The organism is uncultured Mucilaginibacter sp., from assembly GCF_903893715.1.
GTDB lineage: Bacteria > Bacteroidota > Bacteroidia > Sphingobacteriales > Sphingobacteriaceae > Mucilaginibacter.
In genome coordinates this window covers 1-18,668 of sequence record NZ_CAITNG010000115.1, presented here as the reverse complement: position 1 = coordinate 18,668, position 18,668 = coordinate 1, and the positions used below count along the sequence as shown (strand labels likewise).

At 39.6% G+C, this 18,668-nt stretch carries 16 protein-coding genes; 8 read left to right on the top strand and 8 right to left on the bottom strand.

Going from position 1 to position 18,668, the window contains the following annotated elements; translation table 11 throughout:
* Nucleotides 1–409 precede the first annotated feature (409 nt).
* Entirely contained in the window at nt 410–640 is a 231-nt protein-coding gene (locus QZX97_RS19105; protein ID WP_363152515.1) for a DNA-directed RNA polymerase subunit alpha C-terminal domain-containing protein, read from the top strand.
* A 5-nt stretch (nt 641–645) separates the two neighbouring features.
* Here the strand turns inward: QZX97_RS19105 and QZX97_RS13185 are convergent, their stop codons facing one another.
* On the bottom strand, nt 646–1,821 hold the full coding sequence (locus tag QZX97_RS13185; RefSeq protein ID WP_295664713.1) for a hypothetical protein: 1,176 nt from the start codon (nt 1,819–1,821) through the stop codon (nt 646–648).
* A 239-nt stretch (nt 1,822–2,060) separates the two neighbouring features.
* Here QZX97_RS13185 and QZX97_RS13180 point away from each other — a divergent pair, with 239 nt between their 5' ends.
* From QZX97_RS13180 to QZX97_RS13165, 4 genes are all read left to right on the top strand, one after another.
* The gene (locus QZX97_RS13180; RefSeq protein WP_295664712.1) at nt 2,061–2,636 is read left to right on the top strand and encodes a cyclic nucleotide-binding domain-containing protein; all 576 of its coding nucleotides are present in this window, start codon (nt 2,061–2,063) and stop codon (nt 2,634–2,636) included.
* A gap of 278 nt (nt 2,637–2,914) precedes the next feature.
* Nucleotides 2,915–5,545: a lanthionine synthetase LanC family protein gene (locus QZX97_RS13175; RefSeq protein WP_295664711.1), complete on the top strand. Its 2,631-nt coding sequence runs from the start codon at nt 2,915–2,917 to the stop codon at nt 5,543–5,545.
* Nucleotides 5,546–5,548: 3 nt separating this feature from the next.
* Nucleotides 5,549–5,986, top strand: a complete 438-nt coding sequence (locus QZX97_RS13170; protein ID WP_295664710.1) for a MauE/DoxX family redox-associated membrane protein — start codon at nt 5,549–5,551, stop codon at nt 5,984–5,986.
* Nucleotides 5,987–6,072: 86 nt separating this feature from the next.
* Nucleotides 6,073–6,342, top strand: coding sequence for a DUF6520 family protein (locus QZX97_RS13165; RefSeq protein WP_295664709.1), 270 nt, complete (start codon nt 6,073–6,075; stop codon nt 6,340–6,342).
* Between the two features lie 46 nt (nt 6,343–6,388).
* On the opposite strand, the gene QZX97_RS13160 is transcribed toward QZX97_RS13165, so the two are convergent.
* Genes QZX97_RS13160 through QZX97_RS13150 form a run of 3 tightly spaced genes read right to left on the bottom strand, consistent with a single transcriptional unit; the run spans nt 6,389 to nt 12,513 of the window.
* Nucleotides 6,389–7,807 (bottom strand): TlpA disulfide reductase family protein, encoded by a 1,419-nt coding sequence (locus QZX97_RS13160; protein ID WP_295664708.1) that lies wholly within the window; start codon nt 7,805–7,807, stop codon nt 6,389–6,391.
* A 7-nt stretch (nt 7,808–7,814) separates the two neighbouring features.
* Entirely contained in the window at nt 7,815–9,191 is a 1,377-nt protein-coding gene (locus QZX97_RS13155) for a RagB/SusD family nutrient uptake outer membrane protein (RefSeq protein ID WP_295664707.1), read from the bottom strand.
* Between the two features lie 7 nt (nt 9,192–9,198).
* On the bottom strand, nt 9,199–12,513 hold the full coding sequence (locus tag QZX97_RS13150; RefSeq protein WP_295664706.1) for a SusC/RagA family TonB-linked outer membrane protein: 3,315 nt from the start codon (nt 12,511–12,513) through the stop codon (nt 9,199–9,201).
* Nucleotides 12,514–12,933: 420 nt separating this feature from the next.
* Here QZX97_RS13150 and QZX97_RS13145 point away from each other — a divergent pair, with 420 nt between their 5' ends.
* On the top strand, nt 12,934–13,356 hold the full coding sequence (locus QZX97_RS13145) for a helix-turn-helix domain-containing protein (protein WP_295664705.1): 423 nt from the start codon (nt 12,934–12,936) through the stop codon (nt 13,354–13,356).
* A gap of 20 nt (nt 13,357–13,376) precedes the next feature.
* Nucleotides 13,377–13,775, top strand: coding sequence for a helix-turn-helix domain-containing protein (locus QZX97_RS13140; RefSeq protein WP_295664704.1), 399 nt, complete (start codon nt 13,377–13,379; stop codon nt 13,773–13,775).
* Between the two features lie 2 nt (nt 13,776–13,777).
* Here the strand turns inward: QZX97_RS13140 and QZX97_RS13135 are convergent, their stop codons facing one another.
* The 3 genes from QZX97_RS13135 to QZX97_RS13125 all read right to left on the bottom strand — a co-directional run bounded on the left by QZX97_RS13135 (nt 13,778) and on the right by QZX97_RS13125 (nt 16,986).
* The gene (locus QZX97_RS13135; RefSeq protein WP_295664703.1) at nt 13,778–14,440 is read right to left on the bottom strand and encodes a TetR/AcrR family transcriptional regulator; all 663 of its coding nucleotides are present in this window, start codon (nt 14,438–14,440) and stop codon (nt 13,778–13,780) included.
* 10 nt (nt 14,441–14,450) lie between these two features.
* Complete coding sequence (locus QZX97_RS13130) at nt 14,451–15,722, bottom strand: aminotransferase class I/II-fold pyridoxal phosphate-dependent enzyme (protein ID WP_295664702.1); 1,272 nt, start codon at nt 15,720–15,722, stop codon at nt 14,451–14,453.
* 385 nt (nt 15,723–16,107) lie between these two features.
* Nucleotides 16,108–16,986 (bottom strand): hypothetical protein, encoded by an 879-nt coding sequence (locus QZX97_RS13125; RefSeq protein ID WP_295664701.1) that lies wholly within the window; start codon nt 16,984–16,986, stop codon nt 16,108–16,110.
* Between the two features lie 92 nt (nt 16,987–17,078).
* Between QZX97_RS13125 and QZX97_RS13120 the strand changes: the two genes are divergently transcribed.
* Nucleotides 17,079–17,345: a hypothetical protein gene (locus QZX97_RS13120; RefSeq protein WP_295664700.1), complete on the top strand. Its 267-nt coding sequence runs from the start codon at nt 17,079–17,081 to the stop codon at nt 17,343–17,345.
* A 30-nt stretch (nt 17,346–17,375) separates the two neighbouring features.
* Here QZX97_RS13120 and QZX97_RS13115 read toward each other — a convergent pair.
* Nucleotides 17,376–18,668, bottom strand: a 1,293-nt coding sequence (locus QZX97_RS13115; RefSeq protein WP_295664699.1) for a hypothetical protein, incomplete at its 5' end; no start/stop codon positions are given.

The window sequence follows — 18,668 nt, the reverse complement described above, 5'->3', positions numbered from 1 at the left end:
TTTAATGGTGAAATTTATACGAAAATCACCAATGTAATCCATGCTGAAAAGTGGCTAACATGGCAACCAAAAGTGTCATATTTAAAGAAATACGGATGTTTTATGTATTAATGTTAAAAAAAGGTAGTAATCCATTCAGACCAATTATTTTAAAATATTTGTTATTAATTACTATTGGTTGCCAATGGTGTTAGGATTACCTTTGGAATATGAAATAAAAAAGGAAAAGACAGAAAAATATAAAAACGACACTATTTACCTTGTTACAGGGAATCGGCTAAATTCAAAAAAACACAAGGGGGAAAATAGACTGATCGTCCACGTTATGCGTGGGCATTGGTTTTCCCTGTGTGTAGGTTCTTAGCCGTACCTCTTGTAACAGATAGCTGGTGACCCACGCTAATTTTTTATGGAAAATATCGAAACAGCAATACTGGAATGCCCCATTGACCAGTTAGAGCTCAGCAAAGAGTCTCGGCTTTACCTGAGGAGCCTTAACTTTAATCGATTACAGGAATTGATCGATTTCGGATGGGAGGAGATTAGAAAACAAGAGAATTTTAATTATGTAAGGTTCAATGAGATTATCAGCCTTCTCAGGAAAAACGACTTGCTTTATTTATTGGAACCCTCTGCCTGAACCACTTACAGCTTATAATAAAGATCAATATGGTTCGTCATCTTGTCAAGCCAGGACTTTACATTCTGTACCACCCGGTCTGGGAAGGGTTTGTTATTAATATGATTCCGCATACTTTTTTTAGATATGTTTTCCGCTCTTTCTGTTTGGATGTGATTTGATATAAACTCATAGAGGTAGGAATTAAATTTTGTTGATATTACACCCACCTCCAGCATCACCCTGAAGAAAAACATCAGTTCAGCCAGGGTAACGGCCACTTTAAAATAAAACTTAGAGGGCGCTTCAGGGTTTGTTGCTTTGAAGCTCTGCAGATACAGTTTCTCCTTTTGTTCCAGGTAGGTCAGTTCAGCTTCGAGGCTTTCAATTACAGACAGCTTAAGCGATTGAACCGTGGGATTATAGACAGATTCCGCCTCGACCCGCACTTGCCTGAAAGTTTTTAGCAAATAAAGCAATTCCTGCTGTTGTTCCGGGAAGGAGGTTTCACCCAAGGTCGTTTTTTCGATGTATTTGACAAAATAGCCATACACCTGGATGCTGTTAAATTCGCGCGCAACCAACAATTTAAGTAACTCCAGATTAGTAATTCCGACAGCAGGGCTATCCAAAAAATGATTAATCTCTCTTACCGTTTTCTGAAGATGATCCCATTGGCGCCAGGTTCTTATGCGAAACCGGTCTGTGCCGTTTGGTGTTTGGCTAAAATAGATGATCAATTTCGCCAGGTCCGGGTCAATATCATGTATCGCCATCTTACCTGTTAGTTCTTCTTCTGCCTTAGGGTATGCGTTACGGTAAACTTCAAGAAAGCGTGAAGGAAGTTCCCTTTCAAAGTTGAAGTATGCTGCAAAATAGGAACGGGTATGTTCTAATAGTTCAGCGATCTTGTATAACACCCATTGCTGGAATTCCCCCAGCGGCAATGACTGTTCCTCTTTATCGAAACCGGTAATCCCATCCGAGATGTAAGTCAGTTGCGCAACCAAACTTTCGATGTAGGTATGTTTTTCCAGTCCTGCAGCCGCGTTGACATCTTCACTTATTTCCCAGATCAGCAGTTGGCTCATTTCTTCAATATCACCTTTCAGGTCTTCCCGCTCTTCCGCGTGAAAATTGGTGGAACTTGGGCCCAGGTAAGTCTGGATGAATCCTTTAAGTTTAGTTAAGGTAGTAGCCATGGCAATAATTTTAAACATCGTAGATCACTATTTCGAAGCCGGGAATATCATTAGAATGAACGTTTTAACCGTTAAAGCAAATATCATACAAATTATCCCATAAACGGGACAATTGTTTTAATTGTAAAGAAATTTTACAAAAATATGCGCTGAGCGCCGGGATGGCTATTTTCTAGTAACCTTTAGCCACTTGACCCTTGGCTTAAGATTGTAGTAATTTGTTATCAAATGGATTAATAATGATAGATTCCACAGCTTTCATCCAACGACTAAACCGGACGCGAAACCTTCCAGTTAAGGCTTGCACTGCCCTGACGGAGGGATTCCGGTATAACCGGTTTGAAGCGCAGGAAACATTTTTATCGCCTGGGAATTACGCGAGTTCTATCTACTATATACAGAGCGGGCTGGTACGCGGGGCAATAGAAGGGAGAAATGAAAAGATTACTACCTGGTTCAAACAGGATGGAGAGCTTATTATCCCGCAAGGCTTATTTAACCAACAAGCAAGTGAGGAATATATCAACGCCATAGCCAAGACATCGGTCATTTCGGTTTCCTTCAGGCATATATTAAAGGTAATGGAGTCCAATCATGAACTAAATGAGCTGATGCTCCTGTTATTAAACGAGGCCTTAATGACCGGACATTACCGGGAGAAATTGTTACGGATTCCAGCCGCAAGGGACCGTTACGATTATGTGGCCGAACATGAAAACTTCGTCCTCAAGAGAATTCCTCATTATCTTGTTGCGTCTTATCTTAATGTAACCAAAGAAACTTTCAGCAGGTTACATAAGGGATTAGCTTATTGATTTACTTCAACCAGACAATCTGATCGCTTCACTTTATTTAATAAGGTAAATCTCCTATTACATATGGTAGGTCATAAAATTAACGGATTACTAAGCGTAATTTGACTGGTTTTTTGACCGTGTCGTATTTTCCCTCCAGTGGGATTTTTGTTATTCTTCCCGGATTTATTTCTTGATCACCAATTCCGAATTTGATATGGAATATCTGATATTTTGTACGCTTCCTCAATAATTAAAACTCCGTTGCACCTGTAGCTTTATCAAACAATAAAAGCACTATGGAAAACGCTAACATTACCGTTAATGCTAAGGAAGCGGATCCTGTTTCTACAAACGGGGATAAAGTAAATCATCATCATTTCAAGAATTATGAAACGCTGGTAAAAACCTATGGCTTTAATTATGCTATCGATTATCCGCGACTGGTAGTCAATGTAGATCGTACCCACGCTGGTTGGGTGATTCATGTATCAATAATTCGCGCGCAAGCTGAGATTTTTTTAAACAGGCTATTTTCATTCTTACAGCATACAGATTTTGGATTCGACCTTCCTATAAACAGCGTTTTACACGAATCAATATTAGACGGTGGTTACGGCTATCAAAACATAGGAAAGTTTATTAACCTTTATATAGCGGATCCGGCTTTGTTTTATTCGTCCATCTCATGCCTTGTTGAAATGTCAAGTGACCTTTTGGGACCGGCGATCCCTACTGCCTATCATCTGAAAAATTCAGTCTATGCCTCTTATTGGGATTTGTCTGCCAAAAATGTTTATCTAAAAAAGATAAATCATCCGGACTGGCCCTTTAAGGAATTTAAATGCCGGGCCGTGAAACCTATAAAATGGCTAAAAGGCAAATATTTTGTAATACAGAACCTTAAGGGCGATGCTAAGGGAAATGTTTATAAAGGGCTTAACCTTTCAAAATGGACCAATATAACGTGGTGCATTATTAAGCAGGGAAAGGCATTTCAATGCTATGACGATGCCGGCCGGAACATAAGCGACCGGCTTAAATGGCAATTTGATGTACAAACGAAACTCTGCAAAATAGTTCGCGTACCAGTACCCATTGATTTTTTTGAACAGAATGGGGACACCTATTTTGCAATGGAGTTTATAGAAGGCGAGTCTTTAAACGATTTTATAAGTGCTCTCCAAGGGGGGTATTTTTGGGATGAGATAGATCCGGCCATTCAAATCAAACTCGTTGATTTGCTAATCCAGGCTGTTGATTTAATTGGAGAACTTCATCATAACGGCTTTTTACATCGCGACCTTAGCCCTGAAAATTTTATTGTTACCGGCGACAACAGGCTTTACGCGATTGATATTGAACTATGCTACAACTTTCAGGAAAGCAAACCAGAACCATTTTTCACACTGGGGACTGAAGGCTACATGTCACCGAATCAAAGGCGTTGCACAGAACCACAGTCAGCAGATGATATCTATGGTTTGGGAGGGTTACTGATTAGGACATTCACCGGAATCTCTCCAACGAAATTTGCCGATACAAATGGTGCAGAACTTTATGAATCGCTGGCGTTTTTTATAAAGAACCAAAGGTTACTGTCATTGATCTGTAGCTGTTGGGATAGTGACCAGGAACGACGACCGAATTTACGATCAATAAGACATACGCTGGAATTACTACAGGCCCTAGTTTTAACAACTAACACTATCAGTTCTACAAAGCTTGTTGAACCCATATCTGTATTGCTGCCTGTGAAACTGGAGTCAGCCATCAAGTCAATCTGGAGCATACTTCTTTTTTCCGACAATAAAACATGGTTAACAAAAACGTTGATTGATGATCCTAAAATTGGAAATGAGTTAAAAAGTGAAAGTTGGTATCCAGGTTTTTATTCCGGCGTCTCAGGCATTTTATATTTATTGTCCCTCGGAGATCAAACCGGATTCGATCTGGGGAAAAACAGGGATGCCTTTTATGATAATTTCGAATTGGTAAAGGCATACTTTAATGACCCCGAAAATAACGCCCCCTCTGGTCTGATGAACGGGACAGCCGGTTTGGCTGTTTTGATTGCAACCATGATCAGGAACGGGCAATTAGATCAGTCTATTTCAAACCTCGATCTGATCGCAAAGCTTTTAAGTCCAAAATCGACGCTGTTGAATATTGCTGATGGGATTAGCGGCCAGGGAATTGCAATGATGAAATGTGCAAGGTTAATTAATTTTCCTGCCTTTGGTGCTGGCCTGGAAGATATTGTATTGACGATCTTAAAGGCCCAAAAATCTGACGGGTCCTGGGATGTCAGGCAAAGACCAGAGGACAATGGAGTCAAAATATACAGCCTACTTCAGGGAATTGCGGGAATAAGTTATTTGCTAATGCTATATGGAGAGCAGCATTTCAGTGAAAATGCTAAAACAGGTGCGTTAAAAGCGCTCCGGTGGTTGTTAAAAAATAGAACACTCCTTAACGGTCAGCAGGTCTGGACTGTGAATATAAAATCGTCCAGTGTCGAACCTTGGATGGAATATGGGTTTTCAGGTGTTGCATTTGTATTCATAAAAGCTTTTGAAATTTATAACGAGCCTTGTTATAAAGATGCAGCGGTTAGCGCACTGCTTTCGCATCCCGCCCGAATTACCAGTAATTATTTTAGCCAGGCTGCTGGGTTGGCAGGACTGGGAGAAATATTTCTTGAAGCCCATGCAGTTTTTAAAAATGAAGAGTGGCTGGAAAGAGCGAACCAAATTGCTGCATTCTTTTTACATGCAGGAAAAATTTCCGACAGCGGGGAGTATTACTGGCTGGATGGAAGTGACAGTAGACCACAACCTGGCTTTATGACCGGGCAGTCTGGAATTATTCATTTTCTGTTAAGGTGCCAAAATCCTTCAAAGGTCAAATTTCCTATCCTATCAATTTAATGAATGATGAAAAAAGCATTTTTGTCGGACGCTATCGCCACCCTCATCATTATGATGTTTTTGTATGCTGGTTTTAGTAAGTATTTTGATTTTGGCCAGTTCAAAAGAGCGATGTACAGCCAGCCCTTTCCGCAGTGGTTTAGTACTGTACTCATAGGAATTCTTCCTCCTGTTGAAATCGTAATCGCAGTTCTGTTATTCAAGGACAGTACACGGTTAATCGGGCTGAAGGCAACACTTTTAACGATGTCGTTGTTTACGCTCTATATCGCAGCGATATTGGTCCATGTATTTCCAAAGGTACCCTGTTCATGCGGAGGCATCATCAGAATGCTTACCTGGCCGCGTCACCTGGTGTTTAATATTTTCTTTTTAGCAATAACGATAATAGGGTTAAATATTCGGCCGGATCGACAACCGGAGACAACGAAACGAATTTGACCTACAAGATATTTCACGCGCGAAATCAGGTTGAAGTTGGTCCTGGCTATAAAAACCGGCATTTATCAAATTTAAAAACAAGTGTTATGAAAAAATTAAAAATGGCCGTAATGGCTTTTGCTGCAATCAGCAGTATCGGAAGCGCATTTGCATTTAGCCCAGCTGCTAAGAAAAACTCTGTTACCTATTACGCCAAGCAAAACGGCGTTGGGCATTTCAGGTGGACCACGGTACAGCCGACCTCAGGTTGCGCATCTACCGCGTTGAACTCAATATGTACTATTACTACTTCTAATGTTCCACAGCCCGACAAGGTGCCTGCCGGACACACTGCTGACCAAACAGTTTACCAATAAACTGGTTAAACCCCATTGCCTCTGCAAAGCAATGGGGTTTTGAATTTTATAAACAAGAGGATATTTTTTTCCTGAGTTCTATGCCACCGTCATAAAATGCCTCTGGTTTCAGGTTGACAACTTTTCCAAGCTTAGAGATCAAAATCAATGTGGGGTACCCGGTAACATTATAATGCAGTAAAACAGGGTCTTTGGCTCCATTTCCATCGGTATATAAATTTTTTATACCGGGATTCGTATAAACTCCGCTTTTCACGCTTTTCAACCAAAGTTTTTTTTGTTTATCAATGCCTATACCAATGAATACGACGGGACTGCCCCTAAATTCTTTTTCTAATCTTATCATATCAGGTGCTAATCTTGCGCAATTCCCGCAGCCCGTGTACCAAAAATCAAGAACGATCACTTTACCTTTAAAATCATTTAATTCGATCTTTCTCCCGTTCTCATCCACCAGAGAAAAGTTATAGGCATCAGCACCATCCAATCTGAAAAGCACATTGTCAACAAACTGTACATTTTCGGGTTCATGGATATATTTGAGGTTATTTTTAACGGACAAGCTAAAATCAGAATTAAAATCCTTTGCCTGAATAATGGTTTTTATTAACAGCAACTCCCTCACGGTACCAGAATAGCCAGCGATAAAATAGGACATAGCGATTGCGGGGTCGAAAGTATTCCCCTTCAGAAAGTTGTCAGCAACGTATTTATCATAAAGGTAATTTATCAACGTTGGATAATTGGGATAACGGTAGTTGAAATCTGGCTCACTTACCGGATGTGTTTGAAGGTATTTTTTAGCGATTGAGCTGCCGGCATAATTTATGATTTCTTTTCTGCTGCCTCTGTTAGAAGCAAGCTGACCGAACTTAATGTCCGCCGTCTTGAATATCACCTCTTGTTTCAGGTAACTGTACATAACGATGCTCAAATCAGCTTTGCTTTTTTCAATGAGTGCCAGTGAAGCATCTTTGAGCGAATCAGCATTCCTAAATACACTTTCAATATTGGACATATCGTGCTGTAAACCAATAATATCTGACTCATAAAAACGATTTTCAATTTTTCTTATTCGGTACTGGACCATAAAACTTGAATCCTGGGCCTTGGTGACTTGGGTGTTGCCATGGTTCATTTTTACTTCCAGGTTGTCTTCGGTGGAAACCGTGTAATACATCAGATCTTCTTCCTGCTTTTTTGGAAACTGAATTGAAATGTTTTGTATGGCACCCTTCCCGGTCAGCGAAAAATGATAGACCCCGTTGCTGACGGTTGACTGGTACTGTTTAAAAAGTGGATAGATATGTTCAAGTAACCCGACTCGATATACGGTCAGGGTTACTATATCACCATCGTTTAGAAAATCGGCCCGTCCGGTAATATTCGTATTGCGCTTCGGTGATTGACCGCTCGCGGGCCATCCTAAACAAGAAATAAATAGCAGAATTAATAAATTTTTCATACTCTTTTTAGCGGCTATTTTGCGGAATTGGATTTACTTGTATTTCATTGTTAGGAATAGGCAATGCATACCGTGGATCGTTTGGCGGAAGGCTATAAGTCACCCCGCTGAGGTTTCGATATAAGGTGATCGCAAAGCGAGGGTCCTTGTTAAGTCTTCTCAGGTCGAGCCATCTCAGACTGGTCAGCACCAGCTCTTTGCGCCGTTCCGTTAGTATCAGCTTCAGCGCATCAGCAGCTGAATTTGCTGTTAATGGCCTATAAGTGCCAGTCTTCCACCTGGTAACTAGTAGTGTATTCAAATCTGCTAATGCGGTTGAGGTGTTATTTAACCTGGCTTCGCATTCGGCCTTTGTTAAATAAATTTCATCAGTAGAAATTGTCGAAGAGGCGTTGCTCTTCCTGTCAAACTGACTTCTGAATTCTATTCGTCCACTAAGCTTTCGAAAATATATAGCCAGCCGCAAGTCATTGGGGTCATTGTATAACTTATACAAATTGCTGTCGACCGCAACGTTAAATCCAATTGATTTGTAACCCAGTAATCCAGCATGAAATACTTCTTCAGGTGAATAATTTGGATAAACGGGAAATGCCGTCTGACTTAGTTTATTGAAATCCTGCAGTTGGCTATGCAGGGTCAAAAATTTTGAAGCATAATTCAGGCTCTGTGTATAATTATCCATGCTTAAATAGATCCGGGAAAGCAGGCCATAAACGGCCGCTTTGGAGGGCTTTGTTATACTCGTCGGTTGATCCTGCAAAAGCGGCTCTGCAGCGATTAAGTCAGCGACAATCTGTGTATAGCACTGATCGACGGTTGACCTCGGTACTTTCGCATTCAGGTCGGTTGTCAATCTCAGGGGTATGCCTAAATCCTGCGCCGAAGTAACTGTGTCGTAAGGCATCGAAAATACCTGGAGCAAATTAAAAAAAGCGACCGCTCTGAAGAAATAAGCGCTACCCTTCACTGTATTAGCCGCGCTTTGCTCGTTGGTGCTGACCGCGATATTGGGCAGCGTAGACAATACCGTATTTGCGTAGTAAACCATCTGATAAGGGAAACTCCAGTCCTGCACGTTTGCGCCTGCTGCATAAACATCTTTGGCCCAGATATACGCATTCTTATCCGTGGCGAGATCGCTTAACCAGATGCTAGCGTCCAAATTGATATCGTCGGTCGAGGCTTCTCCAAGCGCGGGGTAAAACCGGTTAAAAATCGCCTCATTATTAATAAGTAACTGTAGATCCGAAACCGAAGTCGGCACTGCAAGTGCCTGGTTTGGCTTTGTATCCAAAAAGCCATTTTCCTTTTTACAGCCTACAGCCAAAACAACTGTAAACACAAATATTAGTAGAGCACCTAAGTAGTGATTTGTTTTCATTTTCCGTCTATTTAAAGTTCGATTTGACCCCTATTGAATATGTTCTGGGAATTGGCAGACCCGTTTCGGCGCCGTTGGAAAAAACATCAGGGTCTAGACCATCGTGGTTTGCTTTCCAAATAATTCCTACATTATTGATATTGCCATACACCGTAAGGGAATTAAACGGCGACCGTTTTCCCAGGTGTTTTGCCAGATCGTAACTTAATGTGATGTCCTGCATTCGGATGTGATCCCCATTATCCACTAAGGTTTGTGAATAATCGTAGAAGAATTCCCGGTTGTCGTCCAATGGCGGCAAGGGCATCGAAGGGACGGTGGTTGTCAATTCGTCGCCTGGTTTCTGCCAGCGCTTAGTAAAATCACTATTGCCCTGCCATCCATTATATAAGTTAGAATAGGAAATAGATGATCTCCTGAAATAATAACCGAGTTTGTAAACAACGTTAAATGAGAGGGACCAATTTTGGTAAAAAAACGTATTTCTTAAAGAGCCGAATGAGGTCGGGCGGGACGGGCCGTTGTAGACTAATCCAGATGGTGCCGTGTTGTTGATGATGTAAGCATAATCGGTGCTCAATTGACCGTTCAGATACCCTTGCGGATCGCCGGTAGCATGGGTAAGCGGGCCCGCTTTATAGCTGTAAATAGCAAATAACGGTGCTCCGACGATAGGCGTTATACCGCCAGAGTTTCCATCCGCCCCGGTGAGATAAGTGATTGCATTAGACGGCACATCATATTTGGTCACCTTATCTAAGGTGTAGCTATATAAAAAGGTGGTTAACCAGCGAAACTCCGGAGTATAAATATTGCGGGTGTTTATTGTAATATCTACTCCGTTTCCTGACGAGCTTGCCGTATTTTCAAAAATTGACTGGTATCCTGACGATGGGGCGAGAACTGCATTTCCAAAAAGATTAGTAGCCTTCTTGAAATAGACTTCAGCAGTACCTGTAATAAGTTGATTTTTTGTGCCGAAGTCCAGGCCGATGTTTATCATGCGGTCTTTTTCCCAACCAAGGTTTGGATTTCCGGGGTTCGCAATTACATTGTATGGGAGGCCGGTCAGATAAGAATTGCTGGACTGCAATAAAGTAGTCACAGCTGTAGCGCTTTTATTGATATTTCCGCTATAGCCGTAAGTAACCCTGAGCTTTGCATTAGGCAACCATTCAAACGGATAAAACTGTTCCTTGCCAATATCCCAGGCTAATCCCGTTGAAAATAATGGTACAGCCTTTTGATTAGTATTTACACCGAACAGGTTGGATTTGTCAATCCTTCCGCTGGCTGAAATAGTATATTTCTCCCGGTAGGTGTATGCAGCGTTTGAGAAATAGGAGATATAGTGGTCAGTAGCCAATGAATAAGATTGATTATTCGGTATTTGAGCTGAGCCAAGCGAGTTCGGATAAAGGCCGAAGTAATCAACAAAATCTATAGCCGGATAATTTGTCCTTGTATCTTTATTGTATCCATAAGCCGGACTAGGTTCATTGGCTTGAGTTACAATGGAACTTAGTTCAGAACCAAGGATAGCGGAAAACGAATTTACTCCCCATTCATGGCTGTAATTTAACTGTGCTCTTATCCTGTTTGATATTAGTTCTGCGTCACTTTGTTGCAGAATTCCGCCAATTGGAATCGGGTATGTTAAACTCCCGTTGGAGTTCGCCTGGGAATATTCGTTGATGAGGTTTCGGGCATAAAAAGTATTTGGATTGAAATAGTCGTTAACATTCGTTTTTACATTTTCATAAGCATATTTTACATCAAAACTGAAACCTTTCAAAAAGCTATATTTCAGCCCCAATGTTATCCTGTTGTCGAAATACGAAGAGGTATTATCAGCGTTTTTTAACTCATCAAGCGGTCTGTAATTCCAGTCAAGGTAATTTGCGTTTGCCGGGCTGTTAATAAAGCTGAAAGGGAGATTATGAACGATAGGTAGAGGATTCCCATTGGCATCAGCCAGTTGCGCATAAGGATAGATATTATTCATTCCGGCTACGCTTGTTATTCCGCTTACCGTGTTGTTGCTTTGAGTATTTGTTTTAGTATAAAATAATCCAGCGGAAAATTGCAGACCCTTTACCGGGTAAAAATTATAACTGTTGTTTATCGTAATCCGGTCGTTTTTGTTGCCGACGAGATTACTGTTGTCGTCATCATAACCCAAAGACAAGTAATAGTCGCTTTTGTCTGTTCCACCCTTAAGATTAAGATTGTATTGCTGGGTCCCGGATAACCTGTAGAAGTAATTATTGATATCGTTTCTGACATCGTAGTTGCGGAGACTATTTATCTGATCGGTCGCGCTGGCATTCGGAATTGTTCCCGCTCTTGCATCAGCAAGAAGCTGTACTACCGGTGAAACTACCTGGTTGCCTGATGCAAGCTGACTATCGTAAAATCCGAGTTTAAACAGTGTTTGTTCAACGTTTATAAAGTCGTTCGCATCCAGGAAATTAGGATCATAATAAATATTGGGTTTTTCGCCCAAGGTGTAATTGGCATTAAATCCAATCGAAAGCTTTTGATTTAACTTGCCTTTTTTTGTCGTTATGACAATCACGCCGTTGCCGGCCCTTACACCCCATATAGATGCGGCTGCGGCATCCTTTAAGACGGTTATGCTGCTTACGTCATCTGGATTAATGTTATTTATATCACCATCGTAAGGAAAATTATCGACAACAATCAGGGGCTGATCGTTTGAAAACAGGGTGCTATGACCACGAATACTTAAATCAAGCGTACCGGTGGATGATGCACTAGTATTGCGGTTGAATAACAAGCCTGAAGTTACGCCTTCCAGGCGGCTTAAAATGTCTGTACTTACCCGGCGGTTAATAAGTGCACTATCCAGTTGAACAAATGATCCTGTTGCTCTTTCTTTTGGAATGGTTTGATAACCGGTTGAAATTATGACTTCATTTAATTGGGATGCTAAGGGTATTAAACCAACTTTAAAAGGACCAAAATTTCTTGATGTATAAAATATTGTTGTTGGTTTATATCCTACAAAAGTGATTGTTATAGTCCCCGTTGTATCAGATGTGTTTAGTTCAAATTCACCCTGAATATCTGTAACAGTCTTTTTTCCATCGCTATTTCTAACAGTGGCACCGGGTAAAAAACCTTTATCATTTGCAGAGAATACCAGGCCTTTTATGGTCAGCGAATGCGAGTTTTGGGCATAAAGAAATTTAGATGGCAGCAGAAATAATGGAAAAAATAAGAAGTAAAGAAACTTTTTTTGTATGCTCGATTTGGGGCAAAGCGGAGCCCTGACGATTATGGTCGTTAATTTTTTCATGGAAAAGGAGATTGTTGGTAAAAAACTATTGTCTAAATCTAAAGGACAGCCTCTTTATTAACTATTAACTGATCAGAGGCTGTCCTTAAAGAATCTCATTCAGGATGGCAGATAATGTTCTTTATCGGATCCTGTAATGGATAAGAGTCAGCCTTACTTGTTGCAAGACCTGTCGCTACTTGTTCCTTAGCCGTTAGGAATGGAGATAGCCAAAAAAATTTCTTAGGTGCAACCGAATTGAGATTTTTCTCAGTACAAAAGCCCGTTAAATCTTTCTTTTTGCATTTTGGGCTATTGTTTATATTGCACATGATAATTAAGTCCAAGTAACAAAATTGTCCCTGTAGTGGGAAAATTATAAACTTGACTTTTAGGAAATCACACTTGATTTTTAGTAACTTTATAAATAATTATTCATAAATGGAAAATACTATAAACGAAAACGGAAATCTTTCCATGGGAAGGAAAGTTGAGCGAATTCGGAAATTCAGGGGAATTAAACAGGAATATGTTGCAAATAAATTAAGTATTTCACAAAAACAATATTCAAATATTGAACAACAGGACGAGATCGAAGAGCAGCTTTTAGAGCAAATTGCCGAAATACTTGGCGTGACTTCGGACGCAATCAAGAACTTCGATGATGATAAAATAGTTTACTATATCAATAGTACACACCTACATGATTTCAAAATAGAGGTTCATGGAAATACGATGTCAGATAATGCATTAGGAAGTATAAACGGTCAACAGTTCAATTCCAAAGAAATTATTAGTGAATTGATAGACCGACTAGTGAAGAGCCAGCAAGAACTTGATGGATTTAAAAATAGTAAAGATTAAACACGCGGTTATAAATTATTATGGATTTTGAGACTACAGCCAAACCAGGACATATTGGTCGAAATATCGAGAAGATAAGGAAACTTCGCGGAATGACGCAAGATGCAGTGGGGAAAGGGCTTAATATTACGAAACAGGCTGTGTCTCTTTTGGAACAAAGCGAGAAGATTGAAGAAAGTAGGTTAAAGCAGATTGCTGATGTTTTAGGAGTAACCTTAGATGGACTTAAAGGATTTAAAGAAGATGGGGTTTTCAATTACACAAATAACTTTTACGAAAGCACTACTTTTAACAATTCCGTGGCAAATGCACACAATTTTACTGTTGAAAATCCAATTGAAAAAATCATTGAGTTATACGAAAGCCTACTCAAAAGCGAACGTGAAAAAGTTGAAATCTTGCTAAATAAAAAAAATTAAACCTATTTGTGCTTTTTACCTTTTTGCTTTTCCGCTCGTTTGTAGGTATCAAATAAGATTTCCCCGATAGCTTTTTTTATCCTGTTTAGTCCATCTACTGAATTTACGTCAATCTGGCAAAATAGGCTATCGTTGGACTTGGCATGTAAGACCATATAGTAAATCCCGCCCACCAAAAGCCCAGCTATGGCACGCAAATCAATATCTGTATGATCAAAAAAAGGGTCAGACATCTTGAAGAATTCAGCACCAAGCCTTTCACGTTCTTCGGCAACTTCAAACATTATCTTACTACGTTCGCTTATCTGCCAAAGAACGATCTTTTGCATTTCCTCTTCCTTGCTAAAATACTCCAGCTGATTAACGAGCAATGTTTCTAAAATACTACGGGTATCCAGGCTGCCCGAATTTGCCATTACTGAGCCGGTATTGCCCGCTGGGGCAACCCAATAATCCTTGCCTCTGACATAAATTTCTACAAGCTGATCTACACTTTCATAATACTTGTCGATCAGTCGCCGACTTACTCCCGCGACTTTGGCGATGTTAGTAATCGTCAGCCCGGTGTATCCCTGGCTCCTAATGATAATACCCACGGCATCCAAAATCTTTTTTTTTGAACGCTCTTTATCGTTTTTGATCCCGGCGTAAATTTTCTTTTGCATATATCCTGTACTAACTACGGGAAATATGCAATTTTTGGTTTACATAATCAAATGCGTTGAGGGCTTTGTCCAAATGTTCCCGCGTGTGAGTAGCCATCAAACTGGTTCTAATCCTTGCATTCTTCCTTGACACTCCGGGGTAAACAATGGTATTAGCATAAACCCCAGCTTCTAATAAAAGCCTGCCCGCATCCCCTGTTTTATGTGCATCGCCGATTTTAACCGGAATAATAGGAGATGCCGTATTTCCAATGTCTAAGCCCATATCGGTTAAACCTTTCTTAAAATAAGCCATGTTATCGGCAAGCATACTGCGCCATATCGGTTCTTCATCAATAAGATCGATTGCTTTTAACAGACCAGCCGCAGCAGGCGTTGAGGTTGATGAAAACACTTGTTGACGTGATTGAAATTTAAGGAAGTTGATAATCTTTGGGTCAGAAACAATAAAACCACCAATGTGGCCGAAAGCTTTGCTTAATGTTCCTGCAATTATATCAACCTTATCCAACATATCGTAAATTTCAATGGCACCACGGCCATTTTTGCCTAATACACCTATCCCGTGGGCATCGTCAACCATTAGGAATCCACCATATTTTTTTGTGAGATCATATATCTCACGCATATTCGCGAGGTCGCCATCCTGTGAATAAACCCCATCTATTACAACCAGTTTAGTTTTATAATTGTGTTCAGCTTCTTTTAGAATCCTTTCCAAGACTTCCAGGTTATTATGCAAAAACATTTTAAGGTTAGTTTCTTTAACGCCTTCATAAACGCTGGCATGAACGGCCATATCCAATATGGCTATATCATCCTTTTTAAGAAGTGCTAACAATGTTGCGCTATTGGCAGTATAACCAGTAGTAAATATTAAAGCAGATTCAGGGCTGCGACCAAAGAAACCGGCAATTTTGGTTTGTAACATCTCATGATAGTCATGATGTCCTCCGATCAACGGGGATGCGCCTGCGCCTGTCCCATACTTTTCGATGCCATTGATGGCAGCGAGTTTTACTGCTGGGTGTTGCGTGAAATTCAGGTAATCATTAGAAACGAGGCTAATACATTTTTTAGGGGTCTTGTTAAAAGGGGAGGCTACCCACATTTCAGGCCCGCAGCCATTTTTGCTTGTCATAAAACGGAAGTTCATTTGTCCATTTTCTACCATATAATCCGTGAACTGCTGGAAGATTCCCGCTCGTTCGAAGGCATTGAGCCCAGGAACGTTTTCAAAGTCTTTAAAGCTTGCTTTTGAAAAATTGATTGATGTGTTCATATACTACTGTTTTTAAAGGTCAGATAATATGAAATATACAATTATCCCGCTTTAGGGATTTTTAATAAATTGCCATTTTGACGATTGTTGCAAAGCGATGACAGAATAAATAAGGAAAAGCAATCTTATGGTTGATTTACCGCAATTAACTGAAATGACTGATTTTTGAAAGGTAGTAATGCTCTGTCAGACGATGAAGGTATTTTAAGACCGTTTTAAAAACAACAAGACCGTTTTTAACCTTTCTTCTATGGGCCTCATAAAAAAGCGTTTGAGCTACCACCGAAAACCAGAGCCACTTCCAAGGAGATGGATATGACGATAGATTAGCGGAGCTTAGATCAACGAAAATCATTTCACTTTGTCACTTGTATTGTATTAATGTTTATTTGTAAAGTTTATTATTGTTTACGCGGTTTAATACAGGGACAATTTCCCTCATTTTTGTCCATTCAAAATTTGGGTTGATGATGGACATGTGAGTTTCATAATGGACAATAAAGTGTGTTCTAAATTCCAGATTGCTGAAAAGAAAGTCTAAATAATGAGCGTTCTTTCTTATCATCAACAATTCAAGGTAACCCCTTATAGTTGCGTCCATGTGGGACCATAAGTATGGTTTAAAGAGGTAGTTTTCATCACATTTTGCAGCATCTGCAACCCGGTCATTCCAGATGTAAGCAGCAGCGATAATACTAAAGCCGATAGACACCCTTATTACCTCGCCTATAGCGCCGCCAGATTGAGTCAACTCATGTTGCCTGTCCATCAAAAAGGATTCACCAACTAAAGCGTAATATAACGCCTGCTCTTTATCTTTTCCCGTAACGACCAAGTCCCAGCATAGTTTCAATACATCGTCCGGATGAGATTCAATTTTCGTGGACTGAGTTTCGTCGTCGTCGTTATCATTTTCATACTCAGGCTGAGTAAATAACAATCTTATGTAAGAATTACCGTGTTCATCAATAACCACTTTCATTTGCCTGGCAGCTTCTAAATATTCAGCAAGGTGATTATTGCTGACAACTACATATTTCACGTTCCCTATAAATAGCAACTGCCTCCGGCTTGCGTTATAGTAAGCACCGGAAATTACCTGCAATATTTGAGGCAAGTCTTCGAAAGCTAACAGGATAAAATCACCGTCAATTGGGCTAAAGTCATGCGGCAAATAATTATGGATTAGATCATAAATATGGTCAGTTCTGCTTTGTTCTACCAACCATGTATACCAATCATCCGAGGCTTTATATTTAGACATCTTATAACTTAAGAAGGAATAATAAAACAAAATATTAAATCATGAAAGCCAAGATTTAATATATTAGCTATTTCTAAAATCAAAACTTAATCATGAAAGAATATTCTGAAATTGACGTTGAAAGTTTTGAACCGGCAAGTACCGCCGGGCTTCATGGGAAAGTGCATATAAGGCCGTTACCAGGACAATACCCTTATTTGCCCGAAATGCATGTATCATGTTCAAAAGAACTAACCGAAAAGACTGCCATTTATCCCGTTGCCAGCAAATTTAGGATTTTAGCTAAGATTACTTCAAGAAATGGTGGCAAAAAATATATCTACACTCATCCTAAATGGCGAGTGATTGAGTTAAGTTGATTCTTGCCCGCAGTATATTCCATTAACTACTTATTTCGAAAACTTGGCCCATTTTACTTTCTTGCCTTTTTCAAAAATTTTTACGTTTTCAAGGTGGTCAATGATTTTTTCAATGGCATTATTTGCAGGTTTTCTGTTTGTTTCTTTTTTAAGAATTTGTCCCAGTTCTGTTAACGTTAGTTCGCCATTAAGGGTTAATTGATCCAAAATTATCTGTTTATATTTTTCTAAAACGTTGCTTGAGGGTTCTACATCAAACAACGGCAGACTTGGTAATCCATCTATGGAACCTGAAGATTTTTTATCTATTTCAATTGTTATTTCATTAGCTCTCGTAGGAATATCAAATTCAAGTGTTTGATATTCAACGTTTCTCTCAGATAACGAACTGCCTTTTGTTTCCTTTGGAACTAATATTCGGTTATTCTCATCGCCATCGACGTTACTTTGGTCTTGTGGCTGGATGGCATTCTTATAAAATCTAAGATTAAGACTGTCGTAGTAGGCATCATAAAACTTTCTGAAACCAAAAAAAGCTCCCAGTAACACAATTGCATATTTAAATGATTCTTCAAATTCTTTTTGTAAATAAGGCAGTCTTTTTATGAGAATAGAATCAGCCAAATCGTCTGTCTTTCTAAGTTCTTCTTTAAGCATGAAATAAAGAGGAGTTATAATGTAAGATTTGATTTGATCGGTGCCTGTTTGGGCAATGTAACCTTTCGCCATTTCGCTCGTTTCAAGAATTTCGATTGCTTCTTTGAATTTAATGAGCGGATTTTTCGAATTAACACCATCCAATAAGCTTTGTAAAGCCGTTCCTTCCAGGCCAGGTAAGCCTTTACTGTAAGCAAATGCTTGACCGGCATCAAAAAAGTAACCTAAATTCGTATTGGGGAAATAGTCAATTCTATCATACGCGATAACATAGTTCCAATAATTGCCGGTTTCGATTTTTTTAGCTTTTATGCCATTTCTTCTAAAGTCAAGACCTCGCATAATATTACCGAAGCCAATTCTTTCTATGTAATCTGTATTTGCCTCTTTAAAATCACATATTTTCCACAATGCGTCAATTGCTTTTAATATTTCCTGTTGTTGAATATTTGACTCAATTACCTCCAAAATATCTTCGAAAATTGGCTTAGATAGTTTAATTCTTACATCAATTTTTGATTCAATTGAGTTTTTTGCCTGTTCAGATAATGGGTAGAGTTCGATTAGGTCTTGAATGTTAAATAGACTATTTTCCTTCGCTGGTTTTTCTAATTTTAATATGACATATTCCTCATCATATTCAAAGGGAGTTAGATTTGAAAATAG

Excerpts from the sequence above, each read along its gene's own strand:
- QZX97_RS13155 (WP_295664707.1), bottom strand. The coding sequence starts at position 9,191 with ATGAAAACAAATCACTACTTAGGTGCTCTACTAATATTTGTGTTTACA.
- QZX97_RS13130 (WP_295664702.1), bottom strand. The coding sequence starts at position 15,722 with ATGAACACATCAATCAATTTTTCAAAAGCAAGCTTTAAAGACTTTGAA.
- QZX97_RS13150 (WP_295664706.1), bottom strand. The coding sequence starts at position 12,513 with ATGAAAAAATTAACGACCATAATCGTCAGGGCTCCGCTTTGCCCCAAA.
- QZX97_RS13120 (WP_295664700.1), top strand. The coding sequence starts at position 17,079 with ATGAAAGAATATTCTGAAATTGACGTTGAAAGTTTTGAACCGGCAAGT.
- QZX97_RS13125 (WP_295664701.1), bottom strand. The coding sequence starts at position 16,986 with ATGTCTAAATATAAAGCCTCGGATGATTGGTATACATGGTTGGTAGAA.
- QZX97_RS13175 (WP_295664711.1), top strand. The coding sequence starts at position 2,915 with ATGGAAAACGCTAACATTACCGTTAATGCTAAGGAAGCGGATCCTGTT.
- QZX97_RS13135 (WP_295664703.1), bottom strand. The coding sequence starts at position 14,440 with ATGCAAAAGAAAATTTACGCCGGGATCAAAAACGATAAAGAGCGTTCA.
- QZX97_RS13165 (WP_295664709.1), top strand. The coding sequence starts at position 6,073 with ATGAAAAAATTAAAAATGGCCGTAATGGCTTTTGCTGCAATCAGCAGT.
- QZX97_RS13145 (WP_295664705.1), top strand. The coding sequence starts at position 12,934 with ATGGAAAATACTATAAACGAAAACGGAAATCTTTCCATGGGAAGGAAA.
- QZX97_RS13185 (WP_295664713.1), bottom strand. The coding sequence starts at position 1,821 with ATGGCTACTACCTTAACTAAACTTAAAGGATTCATCCAGACTTACCTG.
- QZX97_RS13180 (WP_295664712.1), top strand. The coding sequence starts at position 2,061 with ATGATAGATTCCACAGCTTTCATCCAACGACTAAACCGGACGCGAAAC.
- QZX97_RS13140 (WP_295664704.1), top strand. The coding sequence starts at position 13,377 with ATGGATTTTGAGACTACAGCCAAACCAGGACATATTGGTCGAAATATC.
- QZX97_RS13170 (WP_295664710.1), top strand. The coding sequence starts at position 5,549 with ATGATGAAAAAAGCATTTTTGTCGGACGCTATCGCCACCCTCATCATT.
- QZX97_RS19105 (WP_363152515.1), top strand. The coding sequence starts at position 410 with ATGGAAAATATCGAAACAGCAATACTGGAATGCCCCATTGACCAGTTA.
- QZX97_RS13160 (WP_295664708.1), bottom strand. The coding sequence starts at position 7,807 with ATGAAAAATTTATTAATTCTGCTATTTATTTCTTGTTTAGGATGGCCC.